The sequence below is a fragment of the Yersinia thracica genome, from assembly GCF_902170565.1.
GTDB classification, from domain to species: Bacteria; Pseudomonadota; Gammaproteobacteria; order Enterobacterales; family Enterobacteriaceae; genus Yersinia; species Yersinia thracica.
The window spans coordinates 1-1431 of sequence record NZ_CABHXX010000114.1 but is presented as its reverse complement, the minus strand read 5'-3'; the positions used below and the strand labels follow the sequence as shown (position 1 = coordinate 1431).

Genomic DNA, 1431 nt, shown 5'->3' with positions numbered 1-1431 from the left:
CTTCCACCGTAGGCACTCCTTCGTCTAACGCTATGGCTGCCGCGGTCACGCCTAAATCTTCACCATAATCAGCAATTAAAGACAGTAACTGCACCATAGCGCGATCACCTTTCGGGCGCTTGAGCAGGTGTTGCTGGAGTTCTTTAACCGGTTTAGGTCAATCCCAATGAATAAAAGGTTCACCGTTTCTCAGGGCACCCGGTTTTCTTTTTAATGTGGACAGATAATGCCAGGGATTATAGGTTGTCTGGTTTTTAACGAAACTGCGTTGATGTTGAGCAACACACTCGCTATCGACAATAATTTTAATTTCTGTTGCAGTCGTTTTTAATGTCACTTTCTTACCCGCTAAATCATTGGGAACGCTGTATTTATGCCCATCAAAACAGAATAAGGATAAGGAGTTGATATGGACTATTGCAAATTGCCCTCCGGCATAAGGAAAATAAGGAGCCAGAAGGGTTTTCTCTGCACAAAATAACTCGTTAATGACTTTGCTTCTGTCTTCCGGGTGTGTGGCGGTTTGGATGATCTGATGACATTGGTCCAATAGAAAACTGTTTAACTCATCAATGCTATTAAAAGCCAGGGTCGGTTCAAACAGTTGTTTTCGTAATGTTCTCACTTGGCGCTCAACCTGTCCTTTCTCCCATCCAGACGCTGGCGTACAGGCAACCGGCTCTATAATAAAATGATTCATCATGCTTAAGAATTTATCATTAAAAATGCGTTCTTTACCCATTCCTATATGTTTAACAGCCGTCTTCATATTGTCATAAATACCTCTATTGGGTGTACCACCAAAATAAGCAAAGGCGTGATTATGAGCATCAATAAGCATATCAAGCTTCTCATTTGGGTAAGCTCGAATAAAAAATGCTCTGCTGTGACATAAACGAAAATGGGCAACTTTAAGTTTAACCAATAACCCATTTAATTTGACTGTTTCGAAACTCCAATCAAATTGATAGGCATCTGCTGCACTGAATCGTTGGGGAATAAAAACAACGTGGGGCGCGGGTTGATATTGTTCTTTGAACTGTCTAATAAAAGAGGCGACTGCACAATAAGCGCCTTGATATCCCTCCGTTCTGAGCCTTTCAAAGTGACGCCTGGCCGTTAATCGTTGTTTGGCGGGTAATTTGGTTTCATCAGTTAGGCGTTGTTTTAATACTGGAATGAACTCACCCAGTTTGGGATAGTGAGTCTGTGTCCGCTTATAAGTGGGCGGTTCTTTAGTCTCGATTGCGAGGTATTTACTGACGGTATGACGAGATATTTGTAGCTGTTTGGCTATGCTCTCTGAGAGAGCCCCTGTTTAAGAGAAAGCCTTCTGACTTTAAGTATGGTTTCCATGCACAGCATCCAAGGAAATCTCCGTAAAAACGGAGAGTTTACCAATAATCAGGGTGGTGCACTTTTACACCATAA

1 pseudogene is annotated in these 1431 nt (G+C 42.1%); it reads right to left on the bottom strand.

From position 1 onward, the window contains the following. Nucleotides 1-1365: pseudogene (istA, locus tag FTA91_RS16410) on the bottom strand (IS21 family transposase); the annotation flags it as partial. Between the last annotated feature and the right edge of the window lie 66 nt (nt 1366-1431).